Origin of the sequence: Mesorhizobium sp. B4-1-4 (assembly GCF_006439395.2) — a bacterium.
Classification (GTDB): domain Bacteria; phylum Pseudomonadota; class Alphaproteobacteria; order Rhizobiales; family Rhizobiaceae; genus Mesorhizobium.
On the sequence record NZ_CP083950.1, the window covers coordinates 5,554,366 to 5,579,681 of the forward strand.

Consider the following 25,316-nt stretch of genomic DNA (forward strand, 5'->3'; position numbering starts at 1 on the left):
GCAATGACATTGCAGGACCTGAATTGGCTCAACCCGCCGCCGCACCACGTCATCGACGGCGATGCCGTCAGCGTGCGCTCCGGCAAGGAGACCGACTTCTGGCGTGAGACCTTTTATGGGTTCTGGCGCCACAACGGCCACTTCCTGTATCGGCCGGTCGAGGGCGATTTCACCGCCGAGGTCACCGTCAAAGGCGATTACAAGGTGCTTTACGACCAGGCCGGACTGATGATCCGGCTGAGCGAGACGCACTGGATCAAGGCCGGCATCGAATACACCGACGGTCTCGCCTATTTCTCGGTTGTCGTCACCAACGACGCATCGGACTGGTCGCTGGTGGCCATTCCCGCCGGCCCGAATGGCGTCAGGATCCGCCTGACCCGCCATGGCGAAGCGATCCGCGTCCAGTATCTCGACGTTTCGGACGGCAACTGGAAGCCGGTGCGGCTCGCCTATTTCCCGATCTCGAAGACGGTCGATGTCGGCATGATGTGCTGTTCACCGCAGCGCGAGGGTTTCGAGGTGACATTCTCCGGATTTTCGGTCGGCCCGCCGATTTCTCGGGAATTACATGACTGATGCATGGAGCATCTCAGGCAGAAGCCACGGCAGGCCGATGCATCACCACGGGACGTGTAGGATCTCCAGTTTCGGCAGGCCGACCGGCCTGACGCCAAGATCATTGGCGAGCACGCCGAAGGCTTCGGTCTCGATCAGGTCGCGGTAGGGAGTTTCGGGGAAGCGAAGGCCGCCGCGATGCAAGGCGGCGTCGACCAGGAGCATGGTTCCGCCAACCGCATCGAGGCCGATGATGTCGAGATGCCTGACATCGCCGAGATGATAGCGGTTGGGTGTTTGCGCGGGCGGTTGGTGCAGTCCGCCGCGTATCTCGCGATAGTAACGATAGTCCTTGGTCTGGCGTCTTATGACGAAGCTGTTGAGATCGAAGCTGCCGCCGCCGGCGATCTTCACGCAATTGGGCACCGCGATGCGATGGCCAGTGGCGATCAGCCGGTTCAGCACATCGCCGGGGAAGCGCCAGACGTCGATGTCGATCCACAGCGCCCAGTCGTCGTCTTCCTTCAGTCCATGATCGATCAGGTGATTTCGCACCTTGGCAATTGCGCCCCGCCTCACCCGCTGCATGCTGGGCTTTGCCCGTTTTGCCCTGTCGAGCCTGGTGCCGACCTGTCTCCGCAGCAGGACGATGTCACGATATTTGCCGGCTAATCCTGCTGTCGCGGCTTGCAGGCGTTCCCAGCTCCCATCCAGGCTGTCGCCTTCGCAAAAGACCAGCTTGATCCTGTCCTTGGGATAGTCGAGCCCGTCCAGTGCGTCGAGAAAGGGCTGGATGAGATCGGCGGCGTCGCGAAGCGGCACCAGGACGGCAATGTTGCGGCCTGAGGGCGGCGGCGCCGACAGAACCGCCTTGTCGACGCTGGCTTTCGCCTCGGCCTCATCCAGATACGCGCCGCGCGTCAGCTGATACCGCAGCCGATAGGCTCGGTTGCGCAGCCTGGTCCTCCAGGTCGGTGGCGGCTCGGGGATCCACCATGTGCCGGCCCAGTGATGGATCGAAAGCGCTGCCGTGTCGTCGCCGGCTTCGCGCTTCGCGCTCCCGGCCGGCGTCACCGGCGTGAACAGGCCGGAAGGATGAATGGCAAAGGCAGCCTGATCGCTGTAGGCGAGTTGTGCGGAGGTCAACAGACAGGGTCCGGTCGCGTCGAGCACGTTCTTGGCGCTGGCGAGCCTGCGCATCAGGGAAAGCACTTGTATCCAGAAGGGATGACCGGCTGGGCTGGCCATCGTCCCGTTGAACAGGAGATAGGGCAGACCCCGGAGATCCGCCTGGATGGCTGCATGCGAGGCCGGCTCCTTGCACAGCACGACGCGGGTCTCGTCCATGATCGGATCGAAGGGGGCGAGGCATTCGCAATCGATGTCCGCGTAGATCCCGCCAAAATGATGCAGCAGCATGCAGCGGGCCGCATCCGACCGCTGCACGCCGTTCGTGTAACTGCAGAACATAGGCAGGAAATCCGGATAATGCTCGGCCACGAATTCGAGCAGCATCCGGTCGCTCCAGAACATCACCGTCCAGTTTGGATTATGCCGTTTCCAGCTGTCGGCATAGGCATGGAAGCGTGCGGGAACGCTGTCGGTCTTCCATGTCTGGTGCAGGATCGGCGGGATCATCGGCAGCTCATGGGGCGGATGAGGGGAACGGCCGGGCGTCATTTGCCGTCATTGTCCAGGTCAAGACCGGTACGGATCGCCTCGCGGATCGCTTGCGGGCTAAACCGTGCCCATGCGGCTTGATGCGCGCGCACGCGCTGCCGCGACCGGCGTTCGGGGTCCAGGCAAAGTCCGATCGCCATATCGGCAAGTCCTTCGTAGGTGGCCGACAGCAGCACCTCGTCGCCATCGACCAGGTCCAGACCCTCGGCCGCCACCGGTGTCGCGATCACCGGCACGCCCCAGGCCATCGCCTCCAGGATCTTGATGCGCGTGCCCCCACCCGCCTTGAGCGGAATGATGGTGAGATGCGCGGCGGACAAAAGCGGTGCCACGCTTTCGGGATTTTCGATGAGTTCCACGTCGGGCAACCCGGTCAGCGCCCGCACCGCCGCCCTTGGGGTACGTCCGGCAAGGACAAGCTTCGCGCCGGGCAAGGCCTGCCGGATGCGGGGCAGTATGGCATGGGCCAACCGCTCGGCGGCATCGACGTTCGGTGGATAGCCGAGATGGCCGATGAACAGGATCACCGGAAACCCCCTATCGGTCGCGGCCTCGGCGGACAGCGCTTCGGGAATGTCTTCGGCCTTGGGAATTCCGTTCGCAACGACATCGATCGGCACCTTGTGCCGGGACAGGCCCGTCAGCTTCTCGCGGTCCAGGTTCGAGCAGACCCAGACCCTGTCGACGAGGGAAAGCGCTTTTCTCTCCAGTCGCCGAATGCCAAATCCGGCCCGGAATCGCTCCAGACGGAGATGCTGCAGCTGTGCCGCCAGGTCGGACTCGACGTTATGCATATCGAGGACGAGTTGCTTCGTCAGCGGCCGCAACGGCCGCAGCAGTTTGAACAGGCCGATTCCCTCGACGATGATCGTGTCGGGTTTGAAGGTTTGCACCAGGGTCAGCAGGCGCGCGAGTGCCGTGCGGGGAATGCGGTTCTCCGCCGCTATCCTCCACCAGCCCAGCGAGGACGAGCGCGGCTCCTCCGCAATCGTCAGCCCAACGGCTTGGAGGCGTCCGTTGGACGGCTTTGACGGACTACCCAGCGGCCGAACCGAGGCAAGCTGGACCGGACCGTATTCCGAGGCCAGACTGGCATTGCGGAAATTCCTCAGATCCGCGCCCGAAACCGCCGGAAAGGCAGGGTCGTAAGAGACGACCAGGGTACGTTTTTCCTTGACCCCGCCGGCGGCCGACGAAAGGCCGGGCCGTTCCATTATGGCTCCGGCATGAATTCGGGTATGATATTGCTATGATATTGCAATGTCTTCCAACTCCGGTTCAGGGTCTTGTGGGCGCGGACCGCACGCATCATGCTTATCGCATCCCTGTATCGCTTGTGCTTGAGAAGCTGCCTTGAAAGCCGCTGCGCGATCCAGGCTTTCCTCCACTGCAGGACGTCCCTAGCAATGCCCGAACCGGCGAGTTTGTCCAGTTCTAGCGCTATCGCCAGAAACGTCGCCCGCGGAGCCTGCACAAACCGTCGCGCCATTCTCTCTTCGTCATGGTGGTAGAGGAGCACCGGGGTAGGGGTCGTCACCACATCGGCTCGGGCAAGCAAGGCTGCCCAATAGCATGTATCCTCATCGAGGCTGATGGTTTTCAGGAAAGCGGATGACGGCCGTCGCCCAGGCCGCGACCAATGCGCTGCCCACGGCGATCGGCCATGTCTCGTTGAAAAGGTAGCGCCAGGCGTTCAGGGTGCGATCGCTTGTATATCCATGTGGAACCTTGAGCTTGTCCATGCCTGCCCGACCAGCTCAGGTAGCCTGCGGCATCATCGAAATCCAGAATAAGAAGGTTAGAGAATCCCCAAGGATTCCGACATTTCCAGCAGACTTCGGAAACCAGCGGCGGATGTCGTCGCTGGTTGGCGGTTTCTGCGACAGATGAAAGGCAATCGATCGGAATGCCAACTCTTTCAGGTCCTTTCGACGGGCCTGCAAATGAGGGGATGATAGTCCATTGCGTCGAGATCGAGATGCTTGCCTCCGGCACACAACGGCACGCAGATGTAACTCCTGCTCAAGAGCTGGATTGCATATTCCGTTTCAGTTACAGGCTGCATCCACGAGTGTTCCGCGGCCGCAAGGCGAGCTCAATCGTCCCTGGCAGTACCGGGTGCCGTCAAGCGCCGGATGGAATACTTGGGTCTGGTATTTGCGGACATTTGAGTGAACAAAGGCCGGTGCGCCGCTTGCGGTCATCGTCTGGACCATGCCAGCCAGCGCGCCGCAAGGCGCCTGCGCAAGGAGGTGAGCCGGGTTCGCCTGTAGGCGTCGCCCGCCATCTTGATGCCTTGCGCTTGTGTCGGGAAGGGATGGATGACATCGGCCAGGGTATGCAATCCCATACCCGACCTGATGGCGAGCGTCACCCCATTGATCATCTCGCCGGCATGGCTGGCGACGACGGTCGCCCCCAGGATACGGTCGGAGCCTTCCCTGACATGGATCTTGACGAACCCTTCCTCCTCGCCGTCCATCACGGCACGGGCGACATCATGCATCAGCACCGTATAGGTCTTGACCGGAATGCCGTTCAGGCGCGCCTCCGCGGGATAGAGACCGACATGGGCGATCTCCGGATCGGTATAGGTGCACCAGGGAACAACAAGCTCACTCAGCCTTTCGCGCCCGCGAAAGAGCGCATTGCGCACGACGATGCGCGCCGTCGCCTCGGCGGTATGGGTGAATTTGTATTCGAGGCAGACGTCGCCCGCCGCGTAGATGTGCGGATTCGTGGTTCTCAGATAGTCGTCCACTCTGATGCCGCTGGCGTCATACGCCACATCGGCCTCTTCCAGTCCGAGACCATCGACATTGGGCGAACGGCCGACGCCGGTGATGATCTCGTCGACGGAGATCGTGGTCGTGTCGCCGTCCCGCACCAGGTCGGAGAGCTTCCTGCCGCCTTCCCCGCGCACCGCCACCACTTCGGTGTTGAGGCGGACCTCGATCCCCTCGCGCGCCAAGGCGTCTGATAGGATCTGCGCGGCGTCGCGTTCCTCGCCGGGCAGGAACATCGGATCGCTTTGCGCCAGGATGACCTTGGCGCCGAGCAGGCGGAAGGCCTGCGCGGTCTCGCAGCCGAGCGGACCGCCGCCGATGACCAGGAGCCGCTGGGGGCATTCCGTGAGGTTGAACATGCTCTCGTTGTCGAGATAACCGGCCTCGGCAAGCCCCGGAATCGCCGGCCCGCTCGGATGCGCGCCCGTCGCGACCAATGCCTTCCTGAAATGCAGCGTCTTGCCGGCGACCATCACCGTATCCGGCCCGCCAAACCGCGCTTCGCCGAAATAGAGGTCGATCCCTTCGGCCGCGATGGTCTCGGCCGAATCGGCGCGGCTGATCCGCTGCCGGATCTGCCGCATCCGCATCATGGCCCGCTCGAAGTCGACATGAAGATGTCGTGGCGCGTCACCGCCGAAGCTCTCGGCATCGCGCATATCGGCATAGAGCCTGGCGGTGCGGATGATCGACTTCGACGGGATGCAGCCGACATTGATGCATGCACCGCCGATCAGCCCGCGCTCGATCAGGGCAACCTTCGCGCCAAGACTCGCGGCGTCACGCGCAGCGGTGAGTCCTGCCGGCCCGGCGCCGATGACGACGAGATTGTAGGGACCGTCCGGCTCCGGGTTCTTCCAGCGCGGCGGATGCGCGCCCCGGATCAGTTCGACGTCATTGCGGTCGACAGGAAAGGCGGCGGCCCATGTCCGTTCACGCGACATCGCCACCCCCTGCCGCGGGCGCTGTCGGCTGCGACAGCCAGCCGCCCGTGAAGCCGGCTCTGCCCAGGCCGCGACGGATGTGCGGATTGCACCGCATCAAGTCCCAGATCAGACGTGAGCGGTGGTTCTCGATCATCGTCACCACGATGCCCTGGTCGAGCCCGTAATGGCCTTCCGACACCCAGCCATCGCCGCCGAATTTTCGCCGGTTGGCCAATGTCGGATTGAAGCCGCTCGGCAGCCGGTAATTGTCGATCACCTGCGGGTAGCGATCGGCGAGATGGCGCAACGCAGCCAGGCAGATATCAGGCGCGAAAGGCAGTGACGCCGGATAGGACCATGGCGCGATCGTCCCGTCATCCGGACCGAAAGGCGCGCCGCGCGCGGCATAGCCGGAAAACCGGTGCGTACGCCGCTCCACGCTGGCGCGGAAGCCGCCAGGCCCGTCCCCCGCCGAGAGGCCCCAAAGGTTCTCGCCATAGCCATCGAAGCCATAGGGGTTGTGGCGGGCATAGTCGCGGTGAAGGTAGGTCGAGCGGCGGCTGTTTTCGAAATAGTCCGAGTCCTTCTCGCGCATGAAGGCGTCGCGGATGCCGGCGAAATCGATCCAGGCATGCGAGAACTGGTGCATGAACAGCGGCCCGCCATAAAGCACGTCATGGCCATAGATGTTTTCCCACTGGTAGGTCGCCGTCCAGGCCTCGTAACTGTCGTCGGAGGCCGGGCTGTCGGGTGAGGCCATCGACAGCACATAGAGGACGATCGCCTCGTTGTAGCCTTCCCAGCCATAGTGGAGAAAGCCGCTCTTCGGCTTCCAGCCTTGCCGCAGGGTCGGGCTGCTGCCTTGCGCCCACCGCCAGTCGACGCGCCGATAGAGCACTTCGGCCAGGTGCCGGATTTCGGCTTCCCGTTCATTGTCGCCGCGGAAATAGGCGCCCGCCACCAGTATGCCGGCCATCAGCAAGGCGGTGTCCACCATCGACAGTTCGCAGCGCCAGACACGCAGCCCGGTTCGCATGTCGAGGAAATGGTAGTAAAAACCCTTGTGGCCAGTGACGTCCTCGCCGCCGCCTTGCGGACTGGCCGAGAAGAAACGCAACGCGGCCAGCGTCAATTCCACCGCCGCCTCGCGCTTCATCCAGCCGCGCTCGACGCCGATCGGATAGCAGGAGAGCGCGAAGCCGACGACGGCGATGCTGGCCGGCCAGTTCGGCCGCGACGTATCGGCGACCAGCCCGTTGTCGGGGTTCACATTCTCCAGGAAATAGCCGAAGGCGGCGCGCTGGTAGCGCTGCAGAAGCTCGTCATCGGACAGCGCGGCGGGATCGGCTTTAAGCAAGAGACGCGAACTCCAGCCTGATGGCCGCGACTCCCAGGGGAGGAACGGCCACGTCGAATCCAAGGGTGCGGTCGTGCCAGGCAACTGGTTGGCGCCGTTTCTGCATTACCGAGGTCGCACGCAACTGCTCGACCGCTGCCGCGCCCAGATAATCGGGTCGCCCCATTGTTACCCACAGCGCCTTGGCGTTGGCATTTTCCGCATCGATCCGCCGAACGGTTGCCGCTGTGGGCTGCGGCGCATTCCTGAGTTCGACATGGACGGTCTCGTTGGCGATCGGATGCCGTGGCAAGGCAAAGTTGGAGATCAGCACGGTCAGCGAATTCCCGTCACGGACGCACCAGCCATCAAGGGTTGAATGGGTTCCCTCCATGAACAGAATTTCCGTTCCAAGTTGATGCAGCGTTTCAAAGGCACGGTAGGCCGGTTTGGCAATTCCGTGAAGGTTCATCAACCCGAAGCCACCATGAAAGGGCACGGATGGAAAATAGTTTTCCTCGAAAATATCGGAAAAGGTCCAGTAGCTGTACCCTTGAACCAATCCTCTCGCCTCCATCACCGTCTTGACGATGAAAGCGGCGGCATAGGGCTCGTCATGCATCGAATCGCGTGGATTCGAGGAGGTGCACCATTCAGTGTAGTAGAGGGGCCGGTCGCCCGCCTGCAGGCGAGCGGTGCGAGCCTCATCGCGCAACGCGCTCCTGATGCTTTCCGAAAGCTGGGTCTCGGTGTCGTCGCCAGGTATGCCGAAGGCATCGGTGGGATAATGGTGCGTGCTGATGAAATTGGCCGGAAGGCTGTTCTGCTCACAATATGCGATGAACTCATCGATCCAGGCGTTGTCCGCAGTAGCCGGTCCGCCGACATTCAACTTGGTGTCCACGGATTTGATCACCTTTGCCGTATAGGCATACAGCTTGAAATAATCTTCCTGCCTGCCGCTGCCGAACGCGTCGAGATTGGGTTCGTTCCAGACTTCGAAGAACCATTGCCGCACTTCGTCCAGGCCGTAGCGATCGATCCAATGGGCGACGAGTTTCGAAATCAGCGTCGACCATTGGTCGTAGTCCTTCGGCGCGCTGACATTGGCGCGGTAGCGGAAGATGATCTGCCCGGAGGATGACAGCATTGTCGGCATGAAACTCAGCTCGACAAAGGGCCGCATGCCGATCGACAGCAGGAAATCGAAGATCTGGTCGGCATTGAAGAACGAATAGAGCGGCTGGTCATCCTGATCGATGAGTGTGCCCATGTCGTCATCGAGCAGCCCGTGAAAACGGACATGACGAAAGCCGAGTTCGTCATGCGCCCGGCGCATCTGGGCCTGCCAGTCCACGCGCAACGCCAGCGTCGCATGGCCGCTGCCGACCGTATGTTCCCAGAAGTGCGGGAAGTCCTCGCCTTGAACGCCGAGATCGCAGCGAAAGGTCACGCCCATGGAACAGTCACGATTATTTGCCGATCGCACGCCTGCATTGCCGACTATATATGCCGGCCAGGCTCCATTCGTTGCCTTGTCACGCGGATTTGTTGTTGCCGTCAGTATGTGGCGCGGCCGCCGGAAACGTCGAAGACGGCAGCCGTGGTGAACGAGCACTCCTCCGAGGCGATCCAGCAGATCAGGGCCGCCACCTCCTCGACCTCGCCGAAGCGCGCCATCGGTATCTTGGACAGCATGAAGTCGATGTGCTCCTGGCTCATCTGCTTGAAGATCGCGGTGCGCACGGCCGCCGGCGTCACGCAATTGACCGTCACCTTGGTCTTGGCCAGTTCCTTGCCGAGCGACTTGGTCAGGCCGATCACCGCCGCCTTCGACGTGCTGTAGGCGGAAGCATTGGGATTGCCTTCCTTGCCGGCGATCGAGGCGATGTTGACGATGCGGCCATAATTGCGCTCGAGCATGTGCGGCACGAGCGCCTTGTTGCAGTAGAAGACACCGTTGATGTTGATGTCGATGACCCTCTGCCAATCGTCGACAGAATAGGCCCAGGTCGTCATGTTCGGCCCGGTGATGGCCGCGCTGGTGACCAGGATATCGATGCCGCCAAGCGCCTCGATCGTCGACCGTGCGGCGGCCTCCACGCCGGCCGCATCGGCAACGTCCAACATCATCCCGTGCAGGCCGGCAACAACGGTTTTCGCCTGATCGATCTGGGCCGGATCACGATCCCAGACGCTCACGCGTCCGCCCTCATCGACGATCCTTTGCGCAACGGCCAGGCCGATGCCCGAGGCCCCGCCGGTGATGACAGCCGACCGGCCAGCGAACCGTCCCGCGAAACTCATAGGCATCCGATCTTCCCCTGTCGTGATCGGCCGCGATCGGCCGTCTGACCTCCAGGTGACTGTGAGGTTGCTGCCAGGCAAGTTCAAGCCGGCATGCAGGCCGATCGTCTGGGCCAATGCCTGGGAGCAACCCCGAAGTGATCGCCCCCGGATGGATGTCGCAGGGCAACCGGCTGATCTCGTCGATCGTCCCGCTGTAAGACAAGGTGACCGGATTTGCCATTGAGCATAGGGTGCGATAGATTATATTGCACTGCACAATGGAGACGCCGTTTTTTGTACGCCCCTGTTTGCGGATATGCCGGCTGGCTTGTGGATTGCCCGCCCCGCGTCGCGTCGACGGGACTCTGAGATGAAGATCCCAAAATCCCTGCTGGTCGATCCCCAGAAGAACTCGGTCTATGGCAGCTTTGCCGTGGCGGTCTCTATCTGGGCGTTTTCCTACTCCGTGATTTTCGGCCAGATGATGATCCTGGCCTACTACGCCGTCTGGCTGCCGCTCATCCTCGTTGACTACCGGCGGTTTCTGCGGCAACTGTCCAGCGCCTGGCTGCCGCTGCTGTTCGCGGCCTATATCTGCTCCTCCGTCTTCTGGTCGCAGGCGCCCGGCATCACCGCGAGGACCGCCGTCCAGTATTTTTCCCATATCGCCTGTGCCTACGTGGCCGCGCGCACCGTCAGCGTGCGCACCCTGACGATCGGTGCGTTGATCGGGATCTTCGTCGTCCTGCTTTATTCGCTGAAGGTCGGGGGCTATTCCGAGGACGTCCTCGACGGCACCTACAATTTCGTTGGCGCCTTTGCGTCCAAGAACCAGATCGGGTTCGTCTCCTCGCTCGGCATCTATTTTTCCGTGGTGTTCCTCGCCTTTCTGCGGCGCGGACGGCTGAGCTTCATCCTGGCGATGCCCGTGGTGCTGCTGTCGGGCTACCTTCTGGCCATCTCGCATTCGGCCACCTCGGTAGCCTCGATACCGGCGGTCCTGGCGTTGATCGCGCTTCTTGCCATGAGCAAGCTTCTGTCACGGCGCTATCGCCGGGTGATTGTCCTGGTCGGCGCCGGGCTGATCGGGGTGGTTGCCATTGTCGCCTTGAACCTCGGACTCATGGACTTCGTGCTTGGCATCTTCGGCAAGGATTCGACGCTCACCGGGCGGACATATCTGTGGGAGCAGGGCTGGAGCGCCGTGCAGAAATCTCCGATCCTCGGCGTTGGTTATGCCGCCTATTGGGTGCAGGGTTTCGCCGAGGCCGAGCGGCTGTGGAATGAGTTCTACATCACCGCCCGCAGCGGGTTCCATTTCCACAACACCTATATCGAAGCCCTGGTCGAGCTCGGCTTTGTCGGCGCGGTGATGATCTCGCTGATCATCCTGCGCACGCTCCTTGGTCACCTCGCGGCCGTGGTTCTCAGGACATGGCAGCCCGAGCCTGTGGTGCTGGCCGGCGTGATGGTGCTGCTCCTGATCCGTTCCTTCGTCGAGGTCGACATTCTCAGCCCCTACATCATGGGGTCGTTTCTGCTGTACTACAGCTTCTTCAAGCTCGCGCCGGTGCCGGTCATGCAGCGTCGACGGGTTCCAGTTGGACCTGCCGAAGCAAAACCCGCACAAGGTTGACCAAATTGGCGTAGAGCGGCCACGGTGCACGACGCAAGGGTGAGGACGGTTTGAAGTGCTTTGAATAGGGGATTCTTCGCCAAAAGGCCTCCCATGCCAAGCACGATTCACGCCGCCCTCATTGAGACCCTAAAACGTCATTTCGTGCTGCGCAATTCGCGCCTGGAAACGCTGGCGGTTCTGATCGTGGCGCTGGTTCAGGGCCGCACGGTCAATCTGAGCCATGTCGCGAGTCGCTTCCCGGGAGCCGCGCAGCATGGTTCGAACTATCGCCGCCTGCAGCGTTTCTTCCAGTCGATCCGGCTGGATCAGGCGGTTATTCGCCATTCGCGTCAAGCAGGGCCAGTGCGTTGCCCTGGCCGATGGACGGCTCTGGACGATCAAGTCGCTGCTGCGTCGCCGCCGCAAGAGCCGCAGCCTCACCACCTTCGAAGCCAGCTTGCCCGATGCATCCACCGCTCTGTCCCTAGCTGCCAAATGGATCGACGGCAGAAAAGGCCAGCAAGGCGAATGGCTGATCGTCATGACCAACAGCCCCAACGCCAAGGCGGCAATAAGCGCCTATAAGAACCGTTGGGCCGTCGAATGCCTGTTCGCCGATGCCAAGACACGCGGCTTCAACATGGAAGACACCAGAATGACCGCGCCAGACAAGATCGACACCCTGACCGCCATCCTCGCCATTGCCGTAACCTGGGCCCATCGATGCGCAACTCGAACCATGGGCCTGAAGGCAATCAAGCGAAAGGTCCATGGCCGACGCGAGAAGTCGTGGTTCCGAACCGGCCTCGACGCGCTCAGGGCATGGATCACCTTCGCACCCCAAAACGCCGTCCGCGCCTGGCAAAACCAATTCCCAAAACGCTTCAAAATCCCATGAGTCGTGTACTGTGAACATGGAACGATGAGACGCAATCCCCGATGGAAAACCGCTACGCACTTTTCCTGTAATTGCTCTCTAGACGGTTGCCTTGCTGCGCACTTCCGACTTGTCGAGATAGTAGGTCGAGTATTTGTCGAAGAATTTCTCCGAGGCCCCGAACGATCCGTATTTGGCCAGCTTCTTCAGGTCGACTTTGTTCAACACCATCCCGACGATCTTGTTGGCGACATAGGGTTCGGATTCCAGCATCGACCGCACCATGGCGCGCGGCGTGCGCCCCCACTCGGTGACCAGCACGAAGCCATCGACGAGTGGCGCGAAGGCCTTAGCGTCGACAACCGGCCCGAGCGGCGGCAGGTCGACGACAATGTATTCGAACGTCTCCTTGGCGTTCTCGATGAAGCGCCGCATCCCGGCCGAGGAAAGCAGCTCGCTGGTGTGCGAGAAGTGCCCGCGCGACGCGGCTGGGATGATGGCCAGCTTGGTCTGCCGGTCGATCTTGCCGACCGACTGCCAGGTCTGGCCACTCACCACCGCTTCCATCAGCCCCTGGTCGGCCTCCATGCCAAGGCCGCGGCTGAGGCCCGGATTGCGCAGGTCACCGTCGATGAGCAGCGTCCTGGCGCCGTTGGCGGCAAGCAGCCCGGCGAGATTGGCCGCCACCGTCGACTTGCCTTCGCCGGGAAGGACCGAGATGACGCCGATGACGCGGCTACCTTGCCCTTCCAGCACGACATCGAAGGCGATCTTGGCGCTGCGCAACGTTTCGGCGAACATCGATGCCGGAGCGTCGACGCTCACCCTCATGCGCGCGCGCCTTTCGATGGCCGCCGGCGATCTGGCCGCCTTGACGTCAGGCTGACCGTCGGCTGGCTTGTCCTCCTTGGCGGGTTTGCTGCCGATGGTCGGCAGATAGCCGAGGAACTTGAGGCCGACGCGGTCGCGCACTTCCTCGCCGGTCCTGAAGAAGCGCTCGTTGAACTCGTTGAGGCCGCCGAAGCCGGCGCCCATCAGAACGCCGAGCACGAGCGAAAGTCCGAGCACGATGATGGTGCGCGGGCTCGAGGCGGAGAGCGGCGTCGAGGCATCCGAGATGATGCGGATCTTGCCGACCGGGAAGGATTGCTGCTGCGCGGCCTCCTCGTAGCGGCCGAGGAACGTCTGATAAAGCGTGGTGAGTGCCGTCGCCTTCTGATCCAGGTCGCGCAATTTGACCTGCGACTGGTTGTCGATGGAACTCTTGCCTTGTGCGGCGGCGACATTGGCCCTGAGCGCGGTCTCGCGCGCCAGCGCCACCTCATATTCGTTGCGATAGCTTTCGGTGAGCTGCTTCAGCTCGCCGAATATCTGCGCCGATATGTCGGCCTTTTCCTTGGCGAGCGCCACCGCCTGGGGATGCTGCGGTCCGAAATTCGCTTCGACGTCCTGCTGCCGCTTGGCGACCGTGAGGTAGCGCGTCTTGAGCGCCGATATGACCGAGCTGCTCGGCTGGTCGCTCGATATAGCGGCGTCCTTGAAAGCATTGTCGGAGCCACTGTCGACGATCGTCTTGTATTGCTGGTAGCGGGCGCTGGCGCGTGCGGTATCGGCCTGCGCCACGATGAGCTGGGCGTTCAGGTCGGCGAGCTGCTTGTCGCTCATCAACTGGCCGTCGCTGTTGGCGGACAGTCCGTGTTCGGCCCTGAATTTCTCGACCGCGAGCGATGCCGCCTGCGAGCTCTCGCGCAGTTCCGTTAACCTGCCCTGCAGCCAGACCGCCGCACGCTCGGTGGCGTCGAAGCTGGCATCGAGCTGATCGGCGAGATAGGCGTCGGCATAGGCCTTGGTGATCGCTGTCGCCAGCGCCGGATCCGTCGCCTGGTAGCCAAGCGCGATGACGTAGCTTCGTCCGACGCGATCAGCCCGGATCTCGTTCTGCAGCTTGAGGATCGCGTAGTCGCGGCGCGACGTGGCGATCAGCGCGTCGCGCGCGGCCGGGTCGAGCTTGCTGATGTCACCGACGCCCGGCATGGGAGGGCTGGGGCGAAAATACTGGATCATGCCGCGGACCAGGTCGACGCCCTGGGCAAGCGCCGACTGGGGCGGGTTCATGAACGTATCGTTCTGGTCCAGCTTGAGCTTGTCGACGACCACGGCGGCAAGCCGCGTCGAGGTCAGAATCTCGATCTGGCTCAGAATGGCGGAGTCGGTCTGCATCGTTGTCGACGCAGCCGAAATGTCGTCGACGATCTTGTTCAGGCCCTCGTCGATGAGCACCGAGGCGTAAGACTGATATTTGGGCGGCGTGGTCTGGATATAGAGCATGCCAAGGAAAAGACCGATGATGGCGCACACGCCGACCACCTTGGCCTGTCGTGCGGCCATGCCAAGCAGCCGCTCGATATCGATGAAGTCTTCGCCGTCTCCTGAATCCGAATTCGGCAATGGCATCCTCTTGTCGAGAGGAAAGTTGGCATAATTCATCTTCGGTCCAATTCTGGCTTGTCTAGCGCACAGGCCCCGGGACGATCGGTAGCAGTGGCGAGCGCGGCATAAGCTTCATGCCGGACAGCGGTGGGCCGGCTGGCCCCTCCGCCGTCAGCCGCCCGACAATGCTCCCGAAAGATGGGCATTATGCGGCTTCTTCCTGGCGTTCATGCGACCGGACGAACGCCCGGAGCATCTCGAAAACCGGGCCTTTCATGTCATCTCGCGCCAGCGCGAAAGCGACATTGGCCTGGATGAACCCTTCTTTCGACCCGCAGTCGAACATACGGCCGTTGAAGGGCTGGGCGAAGAACGGCTGGTCCTTCGCCAGACGCACCATGGCGTCCGTCAGCTGGATCTCGTTACCGGCGCCGCGCTGCTGGTTGCCGAGCAGCGCGAAGATCTCGGGCTGCAGGATGTAGCGGCCGTTGATGTAGAAGTTCGACGGCGCGTTGGCCGGCGCCGGCTTTTCGATCATGGCCGTCACCTCGAAGCCACCGCCAATGTCGGCGCCCCGGCCGACAATGCCGTATTTGTTGGTTTCGCTCGGATCGCAGCGCTCGACGGCGATGACGTTGCCACCGGTTTCCTCGTAGAGATCGGTGATCTCGGCCAAACATCCGCGCCCGCCGAAGGAGACCATGTCAGGCAAGAGCAGGGCGAAGGGTTCGTTGCCGATAACGTCGCGCGCGCACCAGACGGCGTGGCCGAGGCCCTGCGGCGATTGCTGACGGATGAAGCTGGTGGCGCCGGCCACGGGCAAAAGGCTTTCCAGCGACTGCAATTGCGCCTTCTTGCCGGTCTGCTCCAGGGTTCCGATCAATTCCGGATGCAGGTCGAAATAGTCCTCGATGACCGCCTTGTTGCGGCCGGTCACGAACACGATGTGCTCGATGCCGGCCTCGAAGGCCTCGTCCACCGCATATTGCACGACAGGCCTGTCGACGACGGGAAGCATTTCCTTCGGCATCGACTTGGTCGCCGGCAGGAACCGCGTCCCAAGCCCCGCCACCGGTATCACGGCCTTCCTGATTTTCTTCATCGCAAATTCCTTCTGAGGAGATCGACTGCATCCATTCGCAGGCCACGAAAAATCCCTCCATGTGCCTGCATCTTCACCTCCCCGCCCCCACGGCAAACTGTGCCGCTACTCTTCGCAACCGCACGGCGATCGGCATGCCCATATGCCTGACCGCCGCCGGGTCGCCGAGCGCGGTCCGGATCGCCTTGAGCGGGGACCGCGCCTTGATGTGCTGGACCATCGACAGGAAGGAGGCCGCCTTGCGCAGGCTGCGGCCGCGCCGGGCGAAGGCGGCCTGGGCTGCCTCATCCATACGATGGGTCCGAGAGAATACGGCGTCCGCCTCGCGCATCGCTTCGACATGGTGAAGCTCGAGCACACGGGAGATGGAGCCGCTGCGAATGTGATAGGCATAGCCGATGGCGGGCTCGACCACGCATCTGCCGCCCTTGGCCAGGGCGTCGGCAAACAGGATGTAGTCCTCGCCGATCCTCAGTTTCTCATCATAGCGAAGCCGGTTTTCATCGAGGAACCGGCGCTGGAAGATCGGCTTGAGGTAGCCGAGATTGAACTTCGATTCGAAGACGACGTTGCCGGCGATGTAGGTGGCCAGCGAAATCTCGCGCAGGCCTTCAAGATACTGCCGCGGGAACATCGCGTCCTCGACGACGCCGTCCTCGCGGACGACCTGGAGGTTGTCAACGGCGATCTGGGCGCCCGCCTTTTCGGCGCGGCCGATCATGGCGGCTATGCGGCCCGGAAAGACGGCGTCATCGGCATCGAGAACCGCGATCCACCTGCCGCGGGCGACGTCGAGCCCGGCATTCCTGGCCCCGCCGGGACCACGATTTGTGGTGAGCGCGACGACGCGCACGATTTCCTCGGGATAGGCCCGCGCCACATCGAGCGTGGTGTCGCTCGACTGGTCGTCGACGACGATGATCTCGACGCTGACACCCTTCTGCGCGATGGCGCTGGCGATCGCCCGGTCAAGGGTGGCCTCGGCATTGTAGGCGGCGATGACGAAGGAAACGTCCGGGACGAAGGAGGCGTCAGGCTGCACGCTTGCCTCCTTCCCGTGGAGTGGGCTGACCGTAGAGCCGGATTTCGCGGATGCCGACAAGTCCGCTGACGACGCCGACATGCATGATGCCGCGCAGTACGCTGCGGTTCCTGCGCACCGGACTGGCGACAACTGGAAGCGCGGCGGCGAAGCAATAGGCCGCCTTTGCCGCGGCAAGGCCGACCTGTTTGACCAGGCTGATGCCGCCGGCGTTGTTGCCCAGGAGATGACCATGTGTCTGCCCGACCCGGAAGCGACGCCGGCCAAGCCAGTCGAACGCGGCCCTGGCGCGTGGCACTACCTCGTCCACCCACGCTTCCTTTGAAAAGGCGATCCGCCCGCCTGCCTTGACCATCTGGTCGAAGAACTCGGTGTCCTCGCCGCCGGTCTGGCCGCGCGCCAGGCTGAAGCGGCGGCCACGCAGGCTGTCATATCCCATGCGGAGCAGAACGTTGCAGGTGTAGCCGGTGCGGATTTCGCCCCGCACCCAGACGGGCAAGGTCGAATGGAAATCGCCGCGGCGCATCCAGTCCGGCGCATCCGGGCGGTAAAGTGCCCGCACCGGGCCGAGCACGGCGGCAGCGCCACTTTTCTCAGCCGTCGCGACCAGTTCGGCAAGCCAGGAAGCCGTGGCGGTCTCGTCGTCGTCGATGAAGGCGAGGAAATCCGCCTCGCTGGTGTCGAGACAGGCGTTGCGGGCGATCGAGATGTTGCGCGCCGGGCAATGCTTGTAACGGATCGGCAAGGCCAGTTCCCGCGACAACGCCGTGACCAGATCCCTGGCGCTCGGCGTGTCGTCATTGTCGGCGACGATAACGCCGACATCGAAACCTTCTGGCATGTCCATGGCGGCGAGCGAGCGCAGCGTGTCGGCCAATTCCGGACGCCGGAACGTGCACACGCCGATGTCGATGCTGCGGTTCTTGGCCTGAGGCGCCATCACGCCACCCCGCGTCGCGCGCCGAGGCCGAGAAGTTGCAGCCAGAATCCGACGGACCAGCCGAAATGCATGACCATGGCCGAAACGCCGGCCAGCGCGATATCGGCATTGCGCTCGCCGACCGCCGTCACCAAACCATAGCCCAGGCATACCGACGCCCAGATCAGCAGCGGCACCGCCGCGATCCAGTGCACGAAGGAGAAGGCGGCCAGAAGAACCACCGGAAAAACCAGCAGCGGCACCATCTGCCGGACCTTCGGGATGACGCGGTGCTTCAGCACGTTCTTGGCACGGCCGCGGCCATAGCCAAGGTACTGGAAATAGAGACCTTTGAGCGAAGCGCGCGGATAGTAGACCATCTGCGTCCTGCCGCTCATCCAGATCCTGTAGCCGGCCTGCCGCAGCCGATAGTCGAGCTCGGCATCCTCATTGTGGCTGAACGTCTCGTCATAGCCGCCGACGGCCTGCAAGGCGGAGATCCGCATCAGCGCGTGATGGCCGTGGTCGACCCACTCTCCGGCGGAGAGATGACGGTGCTTGGAGCCCCCGGTGCCGAGCTTGGAATTCTGCGCCGCGGCGGTCGCCTTCTGGACCGCGCCGCTGCCGCTGGTCAGCATCGAAACCACGACCGAATCGGCACCGGTGGCAAGCGCCTCCTCAACCAGCCGGTCGCAATAGTCGTCGGGATAGCCGCCATGGGCGTCGATGCGGATCAGATACTCGGCGCCCTCGCCGAACCTGACCACCGCAAGGTTGATCGCCGCGCTCTGGATGCGTTTTTCATTGTGGAGCAGGATGATGCGCGGGTCTTTCTTCAGGCGCTCGCCGACAATGGCCAGCGTGCCGTCGGTGCTGCCGCCATCGGCAACGACGATGCGGGCGCCAAGCCTTGCCGCCGCCGGGCAAAGTTGATCGAGCAGCGCACCGATATGGGCTGCTTCGTTCAGGCAGGGGATCACGATCAGGCTGGAAGGAAGCGCTTGCGTCATCAGGCAAAGTCCCTCCTATGCCAGGGCTTCGGTCGCGAAGGGCTCGTGCACGGTGGTCAGGCGGCGCAGTTTTTCGACCAGTGCGCTGCAGTCGCCGCGGTCGTAGCTCCACATTCTCGGATTATGGGCAAGCACGCGCGCCTTCAGTCGGCCGAAGCGGTGCCCCTCCATCGTGCCGAGTGCTGTTTCGAGCGCGTGTGGCGTGGCGTTCGGCAGAAGAACGCCGATATCCTGTTGGCTGAGGAACCGTCCCGTTTCGGTATGGGCCATCGAGATCGGCACCGCCCCGAAGCGGCAGCCTTCATAGAGGCGGTTGGGCAGCAGCCATTCCGAGTTCTGGCCCGCTTCGAAAAAATCGATCGCCCAGGAGAAATGGATGTCCCGATAGATCGCCGCCATGTCTTCCGGATTGCGGTATGGGCCACCAAACGACAACCACGGCTCGGCTTCGACGAAGCCGTGGAAATCGGGGAATTCGGACAGAGCCGGGCGGCCGCGCAGCACGACCTCGAAGCCTCCCTCCATGCGGCGCGTGAAATCGGCCAGCAACTCCAGCGAGCGGCGGCAGCGCAGCGCTCCGAACCAGCCGATCCGCCACGGCGGGGCGACAGGCGCCTCGACCGGCTCGCGCTCACCGGGCAAGATCACTGTTGCCTCGAAATATTTGTTCTCGACCAACTCGACGGGTGCGGCGACCTGGCGGAAGGGCTTGAAGTAATTGGCGATGAAGGCGGGCGAACTGGTCACCAGCAGCTTCACGTCGCGCGCCAGATGCCGCTCGGTGGCGCGCAACGCCTTGCCGAGGACATCATCGCGGAGCACCAGGCGATGGATATCGAGGCATTCATAGACGATCGGCACCGCAGCGCCGAAAACCGACCTGGCGCGGCGGGCAAGCGCCAGCATTTCCAGATTGCGCGCGATGATGAGATCGGGCTTCGGCATGCCGCCGAGCTTCGAACCTATCGAAACCGCCGCTTTCGCCACCGCTGTCAGGCGTTGGGCGAATCGGCCGTCGCGTGTCGCGCCAAGGTCGATCGGCCGCAACCCTTCGATGTCGGCGATGGGGGCCGCGGTGCGGCGGAAGCCCGCCAGGGTGACCCGTGCGCCGCCTGTCCTGAGCATTGTGATCCGCCGGCGAACCGCCGGATCGGAAACATCGTGCACCAGGTACAAGACATGCAGCATGAAAACTCGACCGCTGTTTGACCCACCCAAGGGGATGCTAGTACAGCTCTTGCTGCATCGCAACATTTTTGGTGCGGCGTAGCAAAATTACCCATCTGTACCGCACTGCACAAAAACATATGACCCAATTTTGGCAGCGCGGGCGCGGCCACACAATCGAACCATCGGGGAGGCGGCATGGCCTGGCGCGCCCGGAAACGAGGCATTTTGCCTGCAATCCCCGCAACATGACGATCACATCAGCCCAAATCGCTCCCCATCCGGCAGCCGAGCTGAAGTTTAAGCAATTGCTAAATTAGTATTGCACTGCAACACAAAACGGTGTTGAACTCTCGTCAGGAAAGTTGGGCCTTGAGTTTGGCTAGGGATCCGCTCTTGCATTTTGTTGCAGCGCGGCAGCAAGCTTTCTGCATCATTGGAATAGCTTGCGAAATCCCCGATGCCGCTACTTGAAGACGAATGGTTCAGTATGGGCAAGTCTCTTCGCATCGCCATCTTTGACGATAAGTATCCGACCAGCTTCGTCACGCCGCGAGCATCAAGGCATACGATCCTGCGCCAGCGATTTCTGCCATTGAATCTGGTCTCATCCAAGCTGGAAGGCGTGACGCTGATCGAACCTGCCTTGTCTGTCGACATGGTGCATGCATTCAACCGGATACCGATCAATTCCTCCAAGTACATCATGTCGTTTGAATCTCATTTGCCGCGACAGTTTGCCCTTCGCAAACGCGGGCTGATGGCCAGCTACCTGAGGTCGCGGATTGCCAGCCCAAATTGCCGTCGCATTATCGCACTGTCGCATTTTGCCCGCAGAAGTTTTCTGGCCCAGCACAGCGACAATCCGGAAATCGGCCTCCTGACGGAAAAGCTATTGGTCCGCCACCCGAGCATCGTGGTGCCCGCGACGGAAGATGCGATGTCCGAAAACAGCGCCGAGGAACTGGTGCTGACATTTGTCGGCGCAAACTTTGGCCGCAAGGGCGGATGCGTTGCAGTCAAGATCGCCGAAAAAGCCATCCAGCAGAAATTGCCCATCCGGGTAAACATTGTCTCAAGTCTCCAGGTTGGCGGCCATATATGGACGGATCCGACAAGCCCGGGATTCTTCGACCCCTATATCAAGCTGCTCGAACTGAGAAACGTCCAGCATCACGGGGTGTTGCCCAACCGATCGGTGCGACACTTGCTGCGCAACTCGCACTTCGGCATCCTCGCCACGTTTGGCGATACCTTCGGCTATTCAGCGCTGGAATCCATGTCCGAGCACACTCCGGTTCTTGGAACAAAGGTCTGCGCCTTGCCGGAATTCCTTGAGGACGGCGTCAACGGGATTGCCCTGCCTGTCAGGCTCAACGACATCGGCGATTGGTGGAGTCCGGGATACGACTCGCGGGGGGAGGCGAAATATGCCGAATATTTCCGTGACGAGGTCGAGCGGCTCGCCAGTTTGGCCATCGAACGATTGAAGCCGTATATAGGGCAACCCGCCTTGATGGAGCCGCTCCGGCGCGATGCCCGCAGGACCGCAGAGACCATGTTCGGGTTAGAATCCGCGGACGCGTTTCTCGATGCGCTTTACGATCGTGTCGCATTGGAAAGCGTGCGCGAGTCTGTTCAACTCGATCCTGCCCTCGATGTTGCATCTCCCCAGTCCTTGCAGCTTGAAACCGTTCGACTCGGTTCATCGCAGTTTGAACCTGGCAGGCAAGAATGCAGTGGACAAACCCACCCCCCAACAGCCTCCGCGGCTTGAGCGTCTCTCCAGGAGTTGCAGTTGCTGCCGCGCCAGCCGGAAATCTCCTGGCACGAAAGGCCTTTTCCGCAGTGCAACATTTTTGATGCAATGCAGCAAACAATCGCCTTATCTTTGGTGTACGGCTCGATCATCAAAGTGGTGTCCATGCACTAGAACGATCTAGGCCGCATCGAACGCCCGGCTTGGCATCGTCGCCGCTGACAAGGTCAAGGCGACCCAATGGAGGCTAGCGATGAATTCCACACGCAGACAATTCCTGACGCTTCTGGCGGCCTCCACGGCCATGCAGTGGGTTGCCGGCCATGCACTGGCTGAAAGCGGCACGGCGGGAAGCGGGAACGTTACCCTCGACAAGCTTCCCGACTGGTCGGGTGTCAGGCTACAACTTTGGAAATACAGCAATCCCTTCGTGCCATCGCAGTGGAGCGAACCCAAGCTTGGAGGCTACGACTGGAAAGCCGCGAACGTCAAAATCGTCGACGGCTCCCTTCAGCTTACCGTCAGCGAGAAGGCATCCGCGCAGGTAGTGTCCGGCGCCAACTCCGCTTCCTCATCGGCAAAATGGGAAGTGGACGTAACGCTTCCCTCGATGAAGCCAGGGCTAATCGCGGCGCCGCTTTGGATTTTCAACGACAAGGCCCATGAGGAAGTCGACTTTGAGATCGTCGGCACCAAGGGGATGCAGCTTACGGTCTGGGCCAACGTCGACAATCAGCACAAGACCGTTTGGATGAAATTGATCCAGTCTGGCGACCTCTCGGGCAAACGATATCGCCTGGCCATGCAATACGAGGCCGGGAAAAGAGTTGCCTTCTTCATCGACGGCAAGGAAGTGGCCGTCGTAACGCCGGCCGATACCCCCGGCGGAGCCTTTCCGAACAAGCCCATGCAGCCGTATTTCGACCTGTGGGTGGCGGCAGGCGCGGTCATGGATCCGCGTTGGGCCGGCAAATGGGAGCCAGTGGCCCCCTCGGAAAGACTGGTCATGACACTTCACGGATACAGGCGCAGCGACGTCGGCCAATGAGCTAAACTTCACGGCACCAAGGCTGCTTTGTCGAGCATCAAGGCATATGCGCCGGATATGCTGCATTGCAATATTCTTGGTGCGGCATTCCACGTTTTCTGTTGCGCTGCAAAATTATTGCCGTAGTTTGTGGGCGGCGGCGGTGGTGGATTTCGGATTTTGGAATCCGCGCAAAGATCAGGAATCCTGAATTTGGAAGCCAATCCATTCGATCCGCCAGAAGGCTCTCTGCGCAAATCGGTCGGGCGTGGCGCGGTGGTTACCGCGCTGTCGCAGTCGGTGCGGGTCGCAACACAGATCGTATCCGTCATCGTGCTGTCGCGGCTGCTTTCGCCGCAGGATTTCGGCGTCGTGGCGATGTGCGCGCCGGTGCTGGCCTTCATCGCGCTATTCCAGGATTTCGGCCTGACCCAGGCGACGATCCAGAAATCCGGCATCCGGCATGAGGAGGTGAACTACCTCTTCTGGATCAACGTCGCCGTCAGCGCCGTGCTGGCCTGCGTGCTGGCGGGTGCGGCGCCGCTGGTCGCCACCTTCTATGGCGAGCCGCGCGTGACCGGCCTGGTGGCCGCGTTCGGACTGCAGATCATGGCCTATGGGCTCGGCGCCCAGCATCTGGCGCTTTTGACGCGCCGCATGCAGTTCGGGCGCCTGGCGATCATCGATGTCGCCAGCGCGGTCGCGGGGCTGGCGGTTTCGATCGCCTGGACCTTCATCGACCGCTCCTATTGGTCGCTTTTTGCCGGCACACTGACCGGCGCCGTGCTGCCGACGCTCTGCTACTGGGCCAGTTCGCGCTGGCGGCCCGGCCTGCCGCGCAAGGTGGCGGGCATCAGCGAGCTGATCAATTTCGGCGCCGGCATCACCGGCTTCAATTTCGCCAATTTCTTTGCCCGCAACCTCGATAACGTGCTGATCGGCAAATACTGGGGCGAGGCCCAGCTAGGCCTGTACGACCGCGCCTACAAGCTGCTTCTGTTCCCGCTCAGCCAAATCACCAATCCCTTGTCGAAGGTCATGGTGCCGGCGCTCTCCAGGCTCAAGGACGAGCCAGACCGCTACCGCAGCGCCTATCTGCGCGTCATGCCGCTGATCCTGCTGGTGGCGCTGCCCGGCGTCGCCTTCGCCACCGCGATGTCGGACGTGCTGATTCCCTTCGTGCTCGGCGAGCAGTGGCGTGAAAGCGCCCCGATCTTCCTGGCGCTCGGCTTTGCCGGCCTGCTGCAGCCACTCAACAACCCGGCGGGCTGGCTTTTCGTCAGCCAGGGCCGCTCCGGCGACTTCATGCGCTGGGGCATCATCACGGCCGTGACCTCGGTGATCGCCTTCGCAATTGGCCTGCCCTATGGCGCGCTGGGGGTGGCGGTGGCCTATGCGGTCAGCGAGTATCTGCGCACGCCCTTCCTGTGGCTCTATGTCGGCAAGAGCGGACCGCTGCGGGCCAGCCATGTGCTGCGCGGAGCAACGCCATTCGTGCTCGGCGCGCATCTGGCGCTGGCGGCGGTCTGGCTGATCAAGCCGGTCTTGCCGCAGCAGCATGTCGTCGCCCTGGCCAGCGGTGCCGTGCTCGCCTACGCCATCACCATCGTCGTCGCGCTGGTGTTCGCACCCGGCCGTGAGGCCTTGCGCGAGGCTCTGAAAATGTTGCCGGCAAGGCCGCCGGCGGCGACACCGCGTGAAGCGCAATAATTTCGGCGCTTTCGACCATTATCCCATCCATCCGAGCAGCAGGTCCGATCCATGCACTACCGATCGATCTCCGACATGAACGACGCCATCGTCGGCAACCTTCACCGGCTGCCGCGCGACGTCGACCTGGTGGTCGGCGTTCCCAGAAGCGGCGTGCTGGCGGCGACGCTGGTCAGCCTCGCGGCCAACATTCCGATGACCGACCTCGACAGCTTCTTGGAAGGCCGGGTCTACACGTCAGGCATCACCAAGCGCCGCGCCGCGCTCGACCGCAAGGTTTCGGACATGCGCAAGGTGCTGGTGATCGATGACAGCGTTTCCGGCGGCAACGCCATGCGCGACGCCCGCGCCCGAATAAAGGCTGCCGGCATTGAGGCCGACTTCACCTTCGCCGCCGTGTTCGGCCTGCGGCCGCAGCATCCCGAAACCGATATCGTCTTCGAAATCGTGCCGCATCCACGCATGTTCCAGTGGAATTTCATGCACCACAAGTTCCTGGCGCAATGCTGCGTCGACATAGACGGCGTGCTGTGCCTCGATCCGACCGAGGCGGAGAACGACGACGGCCCGGCCTACGAGAAATTCCTCAGCGAAGCGCGGCCGCTTCATGCGCCGACCCACAGGATCGGCTGGCTGGTCACCAGCCGGCTCGAGAAATACCGCACGCTGACCGAGGCGTGGCTGGCCAAGCACGGGATCCAGTATGACCATCTGGTCATGCTTGACCTGCCGAGCAAGGCGGAGCGGCAGCGGCTTGGCGCGCACGGCAGTTTCAAGGCTGATTTCTATCGCAAATCCGATGCCATCCTGTTCATCGAAAGCGAGCACGCGCAGGCGCTGAGGATCACCGAGCTGTCGGGCAAGCCGGTGCTGTGCGTCGAGACCCACATGGTAAGCTTTCCCGAGGCGCTATCCTTGCCGGCGCTTGGCCAGGCGGCGCGAAACCTGCCGGCCAGGCTGCGGCAGATCAACTCGCAGGAAGGCCGCAAGAGCGTCGTCAAGTCCCTGGCTCGCGCCCTGCTTGGCGCCCGTGGCTACGAAACGCTCAGAAGCCGGGGCAAGCGCCCGGCCTGAATTGCC

Annotated in this window: 21 protein-coding genes; 8 read left to right on the top strand and 13 right to left on the bottom strand. The window is 62.4% G+C overall.

The features are described from left to right. The first annotated feature begins 3 nt into the window (after positions 1–3). The gene (locus FJW03_RS26740) at positions 4–579 is read left to right on the top strand and encodes a DUF1349 domain-containing protein (protein ID WP_140764879.1); all 576 of its coding nucleotides are present in this window, start codon (positions 4–6) and stop codon (positions 577–579) included. A gap of 42 nt (positions 580–621) precedes the next feature. On the opposite strand, the gene FJW03_RS26745 is transcribed toward FJW03_RS26740, so the two are convergent. The 7 genes from FJW03_RS26745 to FJW03_RS26775 all read right to left on the bottom strand — a co-directional run bounded on the left by FJW03_RS26745 (position 622) and on the right by FJW03_RS26775 (position 9,599). Next, positions 622–2,196 carry a glycosyltransferase gene (locus FJW03_RS26745; protein WP_140764876.1) on the bottom strand — a complete coding sequence of 525 codons (1,575 nt, stop codon included), beginning with the start codon at positions 2,194–2,196 and terminating at the stop codon, positions 622–624. Positions 2,197–2,234: 38 nt separating this feature from the next. After that, a complete protein-coding gene (locus FJW03_RS26750; protein ID WP_140764873.1) occupies positions 2,235–3,452 on the bottom strand; it encodes a glycosyltransferase family 4 protein in 1,218 nt (405 codons plus the stop codon). 366 nt (positions 3,453–3,818) lie between these two features. Then, entirely contained in the window at positions 3,819–3,980 is a 162-nt protein-coding gene (locus tag FJW03_RS26755; protein ID WP_181168764.1) for a hypothetical protein, read from the bottom strand. Between the two features lie 458 nt (positions 3,981–4,438). Next, positions 4,439–5,968, bottom strand: a complete 1,530-nt coding sequence (locus tag FJW03_RS26760; protein ID WP_140764870.1) for a mercuric reductase — start codon at positions 5,966–5,968, stop codon at positions 4,439–4,441. Next, complete coding sequence (locus FJW03_RS26765; RefSeq protein WP_140764867.1) at positions 5,958–7,307, bottom strand: glucoamylase family protein; 1,350 nt, start codon at positions 7,305–7,307, stop codon at positions 5,958–5,960. The genes FJW03_RS26760 and FJW03_RS26765 overlap by 11 nt, the downstream gene beginning before the upstream one ends. After that, complete coding sequence (locus FJW03_RS26770) at positions 7,300–8,745, bottom strand: GH39 family glycosyl hydrolase (protein ID WP_140764975.1); 1,446 nt, start codon at positions 8,743–8,745, stop codon at positions 7,300–7,302. The genes FJW03_RS26765 and FJW03_RS26770 overlap by 8 nt, the downstream gene beginning before the upstream one ends. A gap of 101 nt (positions 8,746–8,846) precedes the next feature. After that, positions 8,847–9,599 carry an SDR family NAD(P)-dependent oxidoreductase gene (locus tag FJW03_RS26775; protein WP_140764864.1) on the bottom strand — a complete coding sequence of 251 codons (753 nt, stop codon included), beginning with the start codon at positions 9,597–9,599 and terminating at the stop codon, positions 8,847–8,849. 346 nt (positions 9,600–9,945) lie between these two features. Here FJW03_RS26775 and FJW03_RS26780 point away from each other — a divergent pair, with 346 nt between their 5' ends. Then, positions 9,946–11,211: an O-antigen ligase family protein gene (locus FJW03_RS26780; protein WP_140764861.1), complete on the top strand. Its 1,266-nt coding sequence runs from the start codon at positions 9,946–9,948 to the stop codon at positions 11,209–11,211. A 256-nt stretch (positions 11,212–11,467) separates the two neighbouring features. Continuing rightward, complete coding sequence (locus FJW03_RS26785; protein WP_181173262.1) at positions 11,468–12,091, top strand: transposase; 624 nt, start codon at positions 11,468–11,470, stop codon at positions 12,089–12,091. Between the two features lie 78 nt (positions 12,092–12,169). Here the strand turns inward: FJW03_RS26785 and FJW03_RS26790 are convergent, their stop codons facing one another. The 6 genes from FJW03_RS26790 to FJW03_RS26815 all read right to left on the bottom strand — a co-directional run bounded on the left by FJW03_RS26790 (position 12,170) and on the right by FJW03_RS26815 (position 19,761). Beyond that, a complete protein-coding gene (locus FJW03_RS26790) occupies positions 12,170–14,557 on the bottom strand; it encodes a polysaccharide biosynthesis tyrosine autokinase (RefSeq protein WP_140764855.1) in 2,388 nt (795 codons plus the stop codon). Between the two features lie 148 nt (positions 14,558–14,705). Further along, positions 14,706–15,602 carry a UTP--glucose-1-phosphate uridylyltransferase gene (locus tag FJW03_RS26795; protein WP_140606800.1) on the bottom strand — a complete coding sequence of 299 codons (897 nt, stop codon included), beginning with the start codon at positions 15,600–15,602 and terminating at the stop codon, positions 14,706–14,708. A 73-nt stretch (positions 15,603–15,675) separates the two neighbouring features. Further along, the gene (locus FJW03_RS26800) at positions 15,676–16,644 is read right to left on the bottom strand and encodes a glycosyltransferase family 2 protein (RefSeq protein WP_140764852.1); all 969 of its coding nucleotides are present in this window, start codon (positions 16,642–16,644) and stop codon (positions 15,676–15,678) included. Continuing rightward, positions 16,634–17,584 (bottom strand): glycosyltransferase, encoded by a 951-nt coding sequence (locus FJW03_RS26805; protein ID WP_140764849.1) that lies wholly within the window; start codon positions 17,582–17,584, stop codon positions 16,634–16,636. The genes FJW03_RS26800 and FJW03_RS26805 overlap by 11 nt, the downstream gene beginning before the upstream one ends. Then, positions 17,584–18,573: a glycosyltransferase family 2 protein gene (locus FJW03_RS26810; protein ID WP_140606803.1), complete on the bottom strand. Its 990-nt coding sequence runs from the start codon at positions 18,571–18,573 to the stop codon at positions 17,584–17,586. The genes FJW03_RS26805 and FJW03_RS26810 overlap by 1 nt, the downstream gene beginning before the upstream one ends. Before the next feature lie 15 nt (positions 18,574–18,588). After that, positions 18,589–19,761, bottom strand: coding sequence for a glycosyltransferase family 4 protein (locus FJW03_RS26815; protein WP_140764846.1), 1,173 nt, complete (start codon positions 19,759–19,761; stop codon positions 18,589–18,591). Positions 19,762–20,200: 439 nt separating this feature from the next. Here FJW03_RS26815 and FJW03_RS26820 point away from each other — a divergent pair, with 439 nt between their 5' ends. The 5 genes from FJW03_RS26820 (at position 20,201) to FJW03_RS26835 (ending at position 25,310) form a co-directional block, all read left to right on the top strand. Continuing rightward, positions 20,201–21,517: a glycosyltransferase family 4 protein gene (locus FJW03_RS26820; RefSeq protein ID WP_140695234.1), complete on the top strand. Its 1,317-nt coding sequence runs from the start codon at positions 20,201–20,203 to the stop codon at positions 21,515–21,517. A gap of 21 nt (positions 21,518–21,538) precedes the next feature. Beyond that, positions 21,539–21,673 (top strand): hypothetical protein, encoded by a 135-nt coding sequence (locus FJW03_RS30135; protein WP_264296499.1) that lies wholly within the window; start codon positions 21,539–21,541, stop codon positions 21,671–21,673. Between the two features lie 79 nt (positions 21,674–21,752). After that, positions 21,753–22,547, top strand: a complete 795-nt coding sequence (locus tag FJW03_RS26825) for a family 16 glycosylhydrolase (RefSeq protein ID WP_140764843.1) — start codon at positions 21,753–21,755, stop codon at positions 22,545–22,547. A gap of 192 nt (positions 22,548–22,739) precedes the next feature. Next, positions 22,740–24,236, top strand: a complete 1,497-nt coding sequence (locus tag FJW03_RS26830; protein ID WP_140764840.1) for a lipopolysaccharide biosynthesis protein — start codon at positions 22,740–22,742, stop codon at positions 24,234–24,236. A 51-nt stretch (positions 24,237–24,287) separates the two neighbouring features. Then, on the top strand, positions 24,288–25,310 hold the full coding sequence (locus FJW03_RS26835) for a phosphoribosyltransferase family protein (protein WP_140764838.1): 1,023 nt from the start codon (positions 24,288–24,290) through the stop codon (positions 25,308–25,310). Positions 25,311–25,316: the final 6 nt, after the last annotated feature.